This is a genomic window from Finegoldia magna (assembly GCF_003182075.1).
Classification (GTDB): domain Bacteria; phylum Bacillota; class Clostridia; order Tissierellales; family Peptoniphilaceae; genus Finegoldia; species Finegoldia magna.
The window spans coordinates 1-8,491 of the sequence record NZ_QGTH01000035.1 but is presented as its reverse complement, the minus strand read 5'-3'; the positions used below and the strand labels follow the sequence as shown (position 1 = coordinate 8,491).

The 8,491-nt window shown below is 35.4% G+C and carries 9 protein-coding genes; all 9 read right to left on the bottom strand.

The annotated features are described in order from the left end of the window. Window positions 1-96: 96 nt before the first annotated feature. The 9 genes from DES33_RS09190 to DES33_RS09150 all read right to left on the bottom strand — a co-directional run bounded on the left by DES33_RS09190 (window position 97) and on the right by DES33_RS09150 (window position 8,324). Window positions 97-741 carry an NAD(P)H-hydrate epimerase gene (locus tag DES33_RS09190; protein WP_110058791.1) on the bottom strand — a complete coding sequence of 215 codons (645 nt, stop codon included), beginning with the start codon at window positions 739-741 and terminating at the stop codon, window positions 97-99. Then, window positions 738-1,715 carry an ATP-binding protein gene (locus tag DES33_RS09185; RefSeq protein WP_110058790.1) on the bottom strand — a complete coding sequence of 326 codons (978 nt, stop codon included), beginning with the start codon at window positions 1,713-1,715 and terminating at the stop codon, window positions 738-740. The genes DES33_RS09190 and DES33_RS09185 overlap by 4 nt, the downstream gene beginning before the upstream one ends. A gap of 2 nt (window positions 1,716-1,717) precedes the next feature. Beyond that, window positions 1,718-2,476 carry a DnaD domain-containing protein gene (locus tag DES33_RS09180; RefSeq protein WP_094205053.1) on the bottom strand — a complete coding sequence of 253 codons (759 nt, stop codon included), beginning with the start codon at window positions 2,474-2,476 and terminating at the stop codon, window positions 1,718-1,720. A 4-nt stretch (window positions 2,477-2,480) separates the two neighbouring features. Further along, entirely contained in the window at window positions 2,481-3,044 is a 564-nt protein-coding gene (locus DES33_RS09175; RefSeq protein WP_110058789.1) for a GNAT family N-acetyltransferase, read from the bottom strand. Next, window positions 3,041-4,378 carry a replicative DNA helicase gene (gene dnaB, locus DES33_RS09170; protein ID WP_110058788.1) on the bottom strand — a complete coding sequence of 446 codons (1,338 nt, stop codon included), beginning with the start codon at window positions 4,376-4,378 and terminating at the stop codon, window positions 3,041-3,043. The genes DES33_RS09175 and dnaB overlap by 4 nt, the downstream gene beginning before the upstream one ends. A 33-nt stretch (window positions 4,379-4,411) precedes the next feature. After that, window positions 4,412-4,858, bottom strand: coding sequence for a 50S ribosomal protein L9 (rplI, locus tag DES33_RS09165; RefSeq protein WP_110058787.1), 447 nt, complete (start codon window positions 4,856-4,858; stop codon window positions 4,412-4,414). Further along, complete coding sequence (locus tag DES33_RS09160; protein ID WP_110058786.1) at window positions 4,839-6,827, bottom strand: DHH family phosphoesterase; 1,989 nt, start codon at window positions 6,825-6,827, stop codon at window positions 4,839-4,841. The genes rplI and DES33_RS09160 overlap by 20 nt, the downstream gene beginning before the upstream one ends. Continuing rightward, window positions 6,814-7,683: a DUF2232 domain-containing protein gene (locus DES33_RS09155; protein WP_110058785.1), complete on the bottom strand. Its 870-nt coding sequence runs from the start codon at window positions 7,681-7,683 to the stop codon at window positions 6,814-6,816. Before DES33_RS09155 ends, DES33_RS09160 begins: the two co-directional genes overlap by 14 nt. A 98-nt stretch (window positions 7,684-7,781) precedes the next feature. Then, window positions 7,782-8,324 (bottom strand): hypothetical protein, encoded by a 543-nt coding sequence (locus DES33_RS09150; protein WP_110058784.1) that lies wholly within the window; start codon window positions 8,322-8,324, stop codon window positions 7,782-7,784. Window positions 8,325-8,491: the final 167 nt, after the last annotated feature.

Here is an 8,491-nt window from a genome sequence, read left to right as displayed (position 1 = left end):
TTAAAACAAAATTAAACGGAATGTCCCCTGTTATGTACAGATTACATTCCGCTTAAAATATTATTAAATTATTCCGTGTTTACGGGTTCAGGTCACTTACGAAGCGTTATTTAATACATGTTTAATTGATTTCTCTGGTATGCCTATTGGTTCCACGACATAATCTCCCTCATAGTCTTGTAACGACTTTTTCGGTAATTGCAATGTCACTAGAAGGTCAGCCTTGACAGCTACGTTGTGGATTTTGTTTTCGTCAGAATCCAGTCCCGATGGCATGTCCACGCTCACAACAAATGCTTGTGTGTCGTTAATCATATCGATTACATCTTTGTAAATTCCTTCGATATCTCTTTTGAGTCCTGTTCCAAAAATGCTGTCGACTATTAAATCATTTTCTGTGATGTCGAATTTCGTGTTTTCGTCTACAAATTCTATCTCCACGTCCAATTTTTTCAAAATATCGTAGTTGATTTTAAAATCCGTCGACGCTTTTTCTATCTTCCCAATCACATACACTTTCACAAATTTTTCTGCGTTGTAAATGTCTCTTGCAACTGCCAAGCCATCTCCACCGTTGTTTCCAACAGAGCAAAACACGTACGCTTTGTCAAAATTTTTGTCCAAAATGTGTTTGGAGATTTGCGCCTTGGCGTTTTCCATCAACACAATTGATGGAATTCCAATTTCATTTATCGTGTAATGGTCGATTTGTCTCATTTGTTCAGCTGTTACATAAATCATAGTCCGCTTTTGAACCTCTCTTCTCTTATATCCCTGCCGAAAAATTGTATCGGTATAAACTCGCCCTTGATTCTTGATGAAATTCTCTGATCATATTGACTTTGCAAATCATCAAGGTCGATATTTGTCGAAATTATCGTAGTTTTTTGGTTTTGAATTCTGTAATTCAACAGATCAAACAATAAACTGATATTGGTTTCTGTTGAATTTTCCGTTCCCAAATCATCAATCATAAGCACATCGCAGTTGTAAATAATATCTTCAACTTCTGGTTGTGGCGCTTCGTTGAAATTCTGATATCTTATCGAAAAAAGTTGCTTCAACAATTGCATTGCAGACAAATAAATCACGGAAAATCCGTTTTCAATGATTTCTTTCGCCATGCAGGACAACAAATATGTTTTGCCAGTTCCAACTTGTCCGTACAACAAAAGTGACTTCGCGTTTTTAGTGTAATTCTTCGAGTAATATTTCAAATTCTCACTGATTGCTTGCATGTTTTCACGTTGGGACATTCCTTGTGAGCTGTCTTTTTTCGTGTCAAACACGTTGATGTCAAATCTATCGAAATTTTGATTTTTCATTTGCTCGTTAAGTGAACTTTTCTCACGAGCAATGTTCACCATGATTGTTTTCTTGCAAGAACACATTTTTCCGTTGTAAACTCCTGTATCCTCACACTTGTCACAGCGATGCTTCAAGTTCAAATAATCACTTGGAAACCCACTTAAAATGAGCAATTTGTGCATTTTTTCTTCAGTGGATTTGATTTCATCTTCCAAATTCTTTAATTCTTCCTTGTCAGATTTGATGCTTTTTCTCAGATATTCGTATCCAATCTCGTTTCTGTGTTGGAGCAAATTTTCGTATTCTGGGACTTTTCGAAAAACTTCCTCAAATCTCATGTCCAATTCTTTTTTGGATTGATTTCTATAATCTTCCAATATTCTGTTGGCTTCTTTTGCGTAGCTCATTATTATTTATCCTTTTGCTCTTTTGATTTCTTAATAAAATCGTTCAAAAATTTTGAGTTAATATTTGTAGCCTTGTTTTCAATATCGTTAGTCTTCGGTCTGTAATAAGTTCTCTTCTTGGTTTTTCTTTGTTGCTTTTTGTTGTTTTCTTCTTGCCATTGTTCCAACGTCATGATACCGTCAAGCTTCCAATTTCTGAGAACTTGTAAAACGTAATTGGTGTTGTTTTTCGTATTCGGATTAGTTGTGCAATAATGAAAAGCCGTCACCACCAACTCTGGTGTTTGGTGATAAGTGGAAATGTGTTCCAAAATTCTTTCCATTTCTGATTTGGATAATTCCATATCTCTGATGTCTTCGATATCTCTGAACATTTCTTTGATTTCTTGACTGTTTTGTGGAATGTAAGTCTTCTGAGATTCGTCTGGCTCAGGATTTGTAATTCCAAGATACAATTGTCTCAAACTCAAAAAAACCGTGTGGTTAGTTTGCGTTTGTGCGTCAGTGTATCGTTTGATAATTCCCTCATCCAACCAATAATTCCAACACTCAGATACTTCACTTTCAGTCAAATCCAACGCTTTTGCGATTTTTTCGTCTGAAATATCCACATTCGCCGAGGTATCCTTAGCAAGCTTGTAGGCATACAAATACACTTTTAGTTGATTTCCTGTGGCCACTTGAAGATATTGATTCAAAAATATATTTTCAATAGGTGTTTCGCCCAAATCTATTTTAAATTTTTCTACACTATATTTCATAAAATCACCTCTTATTATCAATCGCCATCGTAGTGTTCTTCGAAAAAATTGTCCCGTCTTTGACTATGAAAAACTCATCGAATTCTTCATCGTGTGTGTCCAATCTTTGATTTTCGAACACTTCTTCGTAACTACAAAACTTCCTGAATCCACATTTTTCGTAACATTTTATCGCTCTTTTGTTGAAATTATTCACATTTAAGAAAATCCTATCCAGCCCGTAAACTGTAAATCCCATGTTAATCAAAGCCTTTATGGATTCTTCGCCGTATGATTTGTCCATTTCATTTGGATCCAAAACAATACCCAAAAACGCCGTTTTGGTGAACTTGTCGTATTGTTTCAGCCCCACATATCCCACTAATTTGCGGGATTTGTCCCTAATCGCAAAATATTTTTGCGTTTTCATTTCTCTTTTTTGGCGATACCACATTTTTATTTCAAAATCGTCCAAATCGGACAAGTTGTAATCGATTAGTCGTTCGTCTGTGTGTTTTCCCCATTGTTCGATTTCAAACGCATCGTCCAATGTAAAATCTTCTAACGTTAACCTCTCAGTAGTTATCATTTGTCAAACGCTCCTACATCGGGCATTTGTTTGTCCAAATCCATAAACTTCGTGTGTTCCCTGTCGAATAAAGTATCCACAGTTCCCGTTGGACCATTTCTGTGTTTTGCAACGATAATTTCTGCGATGTTTGGCTTGTCCGTTTCGGGATCGTAATAATCATCACGATACAACATCAACACAACATCCGCGTCTTGTTCGATCGCCCCAGATTCACGAAGGTCACTCATGACCGGTCTGTGGTTCGGTCTTTGGTCAGGCGCACGTGACAACTGACTCAACGCTAGAATCGGACAATTTAATTCCTTCGCCAATCCTTTGAGACCTCTTGAAATCGTGGAGATTTCTTGTTGTCTGTTCTCACTTCTGGAATTGGTAGTCATAAGTTGCAAATAATCTATAATCACCAAATCCAATTCGCCACGCGCTTTTAATTTTCTGCATTTGGAACGAAGCTCATTAAGTGAAATCGATGAAGTATCATCGACATGCATATTTGTTTCTGCTAATAATTGTGCTGCTTGTCCGAGATTTGTCCACTCAGTAACTCTACCAGACACAAGTTCTGACAGATTAATGTTACTAAGCGCGGACAATAATCTCTGAGTCAATTGCATCTTACTCATTTCAAGAGAAAAAATCGCAACTTGATGTTTGACACTAGCCTTATATGCAATGTTAAGTGCAAGTGATGTTTTACCCATTGCAGGACGCGCTGCAAGTAAAATCAAATCCGATTTTTGAAGCCCTGAAAGTTGTCTATCCAAGTCAATCAACCCAGTCGTAACGCCAGTTAATTGTCCTTGACTCATACTCATTTCGCCAATCTTTGCAAGAGTTGGCTCCAACATATCTTGGATTGGAACCAAATCTTGGTGATTTCTGTTCTGACTGATTTTGAAAATATTGCTTTCAGCGTATTCTAAAACTTCGCCAACGGAATTGTTGGCAATGGACATATCAATCACATCTTGTGACACGCGCATCAAATTTCTGATAATCGCCTTGCTTTTGATAATATCTGCATAGTATTTTACATTCACAGCACTTCCTACAGCTTCCGAAATGCTTATAAGTTCATCAATCCCGCCGATAATTTCGTACATATTATTGGATTTTAATTTGTCTTCCAATGTAATATAATCCACAGGCTTTTTCTCGTCAATTACTTGCAAAATCGCCTTGTAGATTTCTTGGTATTTCGTAGAATAAAAATCCACCGGCTCCACGATTTCTGCCGCATCATCCACAGCTCTCTCGTCGATTATCATCGCACCGATTACACTTCTCTCAGCTTCCAAATCGCACGGCATAATATTTTGTTGATTTTCCATTACCTCACCGCCTTTCTATCGTGTATTCTAAAATTATTCTTTGTCTACAATTACTTCCAAGTTAGCGTTAATGTCTGGGTATACCTTAACTATAACGTTAAATGTTCCCAAAGATTTGATGTTGTCTTTCATTTCAATTTTTTTCTTATCAACATCCAAACCGTGTTGATCCTTCAATGCTTTTTCGATATCCATTGAAGTGATTGAACCGAAAAGTCTGTCGCCTTCACCTGTTTTGGCGATAATCTTAACTTTTGTGTTTTCGATTTTTTCTTTTAATTCATTAGCGTTTTTGATGTTTTCTCTTTCAATCGCTCTTAATTCTGCTTGTTTTTCTTCCCAAATTTTGATGTTTTCTTTTGTAGCTTGTACTGCTAATTTATTTGGTAGTAGAAAATTTCTCGCAAAACCAGTCTTTGCATTAACCATTTCTCCAGCTTTTCCAAGCTTTTCTACATCACTAGTCAATATAACTTTCATCTGTATCCTCCTTGATATATTCATCAATTGCTTGTTTTATCTTTTCTTCTGCTTCATCCATGCTGCATTCTAATTGCGCACCTGCACTTGTAAGGTGACCTCCGCCCCCGACTTTTTCCAAAATCAATTGTACGGAGATTTTGCCCAAACTTCTCGCACTAACATGGATTTTATCCTTTATCTTCGCCAACACAAACGAAGCTTCCACTCCCAAAATGTTGAGCAAATCATCTGCTGATTGTGCCGCAACCAAAATGGATTCGTCCACTTCTTCTTCCAATCTTCCGATGGCGATATTATCTTTATACATTTTCGATGAAGCGATTACGTCAGATTTTAATTTGATAGTTCTCTCATCGTCCTTGAAAAGTTTCTTAACCTTGACACTATCTGCACCTTGTCTTTTCAAGATAGACGCCGCTTCAAAAGTTCTAACACCTGTTTGATAGAAGAAATTCTTCGTATCCACAGTTATTCCTGCAAGTAATGCTTCTGCAACAATTTTTGGAATCTCTAGTTTTTCTGTCATATAAAATAACACTTCTGTCACCATTTCAGATGCACTAGATGCGTAAGGTTCCAAATAAGTCAACGACGTTTCTTTAATATAATCGGAACTTCTTCTGTGGTGATCGATGACCACGATATTTTTCGCAATATCCATAATTTCTTGGCATTCAACAGAGTTTCTTCTGTGATTGTCGCAAATAATCACCAAACTATTGCTGTTACAATTTTCCTTCGCAAATGCATTCTTTACAAAATATTTCTTGTAATCCGGTTTTTCTTCAAGAACTGAATTATAAATATTTTCAATTTGAGGGCCAACCTCATTCAAAATAATGTAGCATTCCTTGTTGTTAATCCTGCACGCTTCTAACATTCCCAAACTAGAGCCAATAGAGTCCATGTCCGGATTTCTGTGTCCCATAATAAACACATTGGAGCTTTGTACTATAAGTTGCTTCAACGCATGCGACACAACTCTTGCCTTAACCTTGTTACGTTTTTCAACGGCCTTGTTCTTGCCACCGAAATATTTTAATTCCCCTGTGTCAACCACTGCTTGGTCACCACCACGGCCTAATGCAACGTCCAAACAAGATCTAGATTTCTCGTGAATTTCATAAGGATTATCTCCAATAATTGATGCTCCAATACTCAAAGTAACAGGAACATTATTAGTGTTTTGAATTTCCTTAATCATATCTAACACAGAGAATTTTTGTTGCATAATATTTTCAAGCTCGTGCTTTTCGACAATCATTGAGAACTTATCCGATTCGTATTTTCTGATATATGCATTGTGTTCTCTCGCAAAATCTTGCAAAATATTTTCAACATCTGAGAACACTCTCGTTCTTTCTTCTTCCTTGATGCTGTTACGTGCTTCGTCGTAATTATCTATGAAAATATCGACAAGTCCCAGTCTTTTTTCATCCAAAAGCGTCACAACATCCATGAAAGCAGTGTTGTCGATTCCATAAAGCAAAGTCAAATCCTTGTCTTCACTATCTTTTATAGTAACAGGATAAAATCTGTAGTATTTGCCATCAACTTGAGTTTCATAATAATCCAAGTTATCTTCATCGTCTTTTACAGTCTTCAAATCCAGAATTTTTTCGACTTCATTGTTGAAAATCTCAATCTCATCATCAGCCAAATCCTTAAAATAAGTGTTAAACCAGCTAATTTTATTCTTATCATTGAGAATCAAAAGTGGAAAAGGAACCTTGAATACAGCATTTTTTGTAATATCTGTAAACTCATTATTAAGATTAATAATCTTCTCCTCAACCTTTTTATTCTTATTATTGATGTATGTGTATTGATTCACAATCATAAAAGCCGAAGCAATAAAGGCCAAAGTTCCTATGATATTTTGAAAATAAAACAAAATCGCAGAAAGTATCACCAACAAAACTGCTTGTACAATCAAATGTTTCAGCGAATATTTAAGCTCTTTCATTGTTTTCCTTCTTTCTCAAATCTTTAAAGCTATTCAAAGCCCCTAAGAATGCCAAAATATAAATAAATGGTTGAATTGTAACAAAAACCAACACAGTCAATACCTTAAAAGGAGTCGATAATGATTTCAAATATGAAAACATCAAAGCAATTCCTCCCAACAAGTACGAACTAATTCCGAAAACCGACAAATTATACAACAAATAATTTCCCAAATCCTTATTCACAAAATAAACAATTCCCGAAATCAATACCAAGCCAACAATTGTGATTGTGAATTTCGTATCTATTCTGAAATCGTGAAACTGATGTTCCTTAGATTTTTGTGGAATATACACATTCAACACACTTGTATAAAAAGCGATAAGTCCCAGAATTGCATACACAGCCCTTACAATAAGCTTAGATGATTGTTCAAACATAATTTTGACAGACTTCATCAATTCCTCGTCCATCTTCACAGAACTCAAAACCTTCATGAAATCATTCAACTTTACGTTAATCACATCTGCAATCGACATATCTGCATTTAGTTTCAAAAGCAAATTCGTCAACAAAACGAAAACACAAATTCCAACGAAACTAATCGTTATAGCCTGTGTGTCAGAAAATCCTGAACTTAGCAAATTCAAAATCGAATAGAACACTAAAATTATGTACAATCCGACAGGAATAGCAATCATAGGAGTCGACACAACCAAACTCAACACAAAAAATATCCCGAAAGATATCAGAGCCAATCTGTTATCTTTTTCCAATCCTAACTTAATAAAATAAGAAGGCAACACAATAAATCCAAATGGAAATAAAAATAAGCTCACAACATAAATCATCAGAGCTTTTAATGAAATTTTCATTAAGGATTTATAATCAATCGTATTAATAATCCCACCTCCATTATCATATTATTATATCATAAATCTTGAAGAAATTTATGAGCTGTAACTCTCATAAATCACGAAACTATCCTAATCTTAGCAGAAATAGAACATTTCTCACCGCTTTTTAAAGCAAACTTTGAACCAACTGAATCCCTGTTCAAATTAGACACATAATAAGAACAATTTCCGTCCACAAAATCACTTGTCGATTCTAATTTGTATCCAGAAATCTCACTTACAATATTTTGACTTTCCAAATTATTTTTCCAATCAATCACAACTGCTGGATTCATTTTAATTGTGTGGTCGGAATTGTTAATCACATTCACATTAACACTCACGCTGTCATTTGTGAATTGATACACAACAAAACTTTCAATCCCCTCACTGACACATCTTAGAACGCACATATCCTCAGATTTGCTCACAACATCGTATTCTTCATCTACGAAAAGACCATCAGTCGGATAACGAAAAGTCTTGTCCACGCCGTAATTTGGAATACAGATTTTCAAATCATCAATCATATTTACATCGTCTATTTTAAACTGTTCAATCCTCGCACCAACACTGTTGATACAAATTTCCATATTTTTAATCGCATACAAAATTCTCATTTAATCACTTCCTTGACATATATATACCCAAATGAGATTTGTTATTGCAATAAAAAAATGCTTCGCTAATAATAACCTGAACCCCAAAATCCGGAATACGGATGGAGGGGTTTTTGTATGCCAAAATACACAAAAGAATTTAAAATAAAATTAGTACTAGAATATTT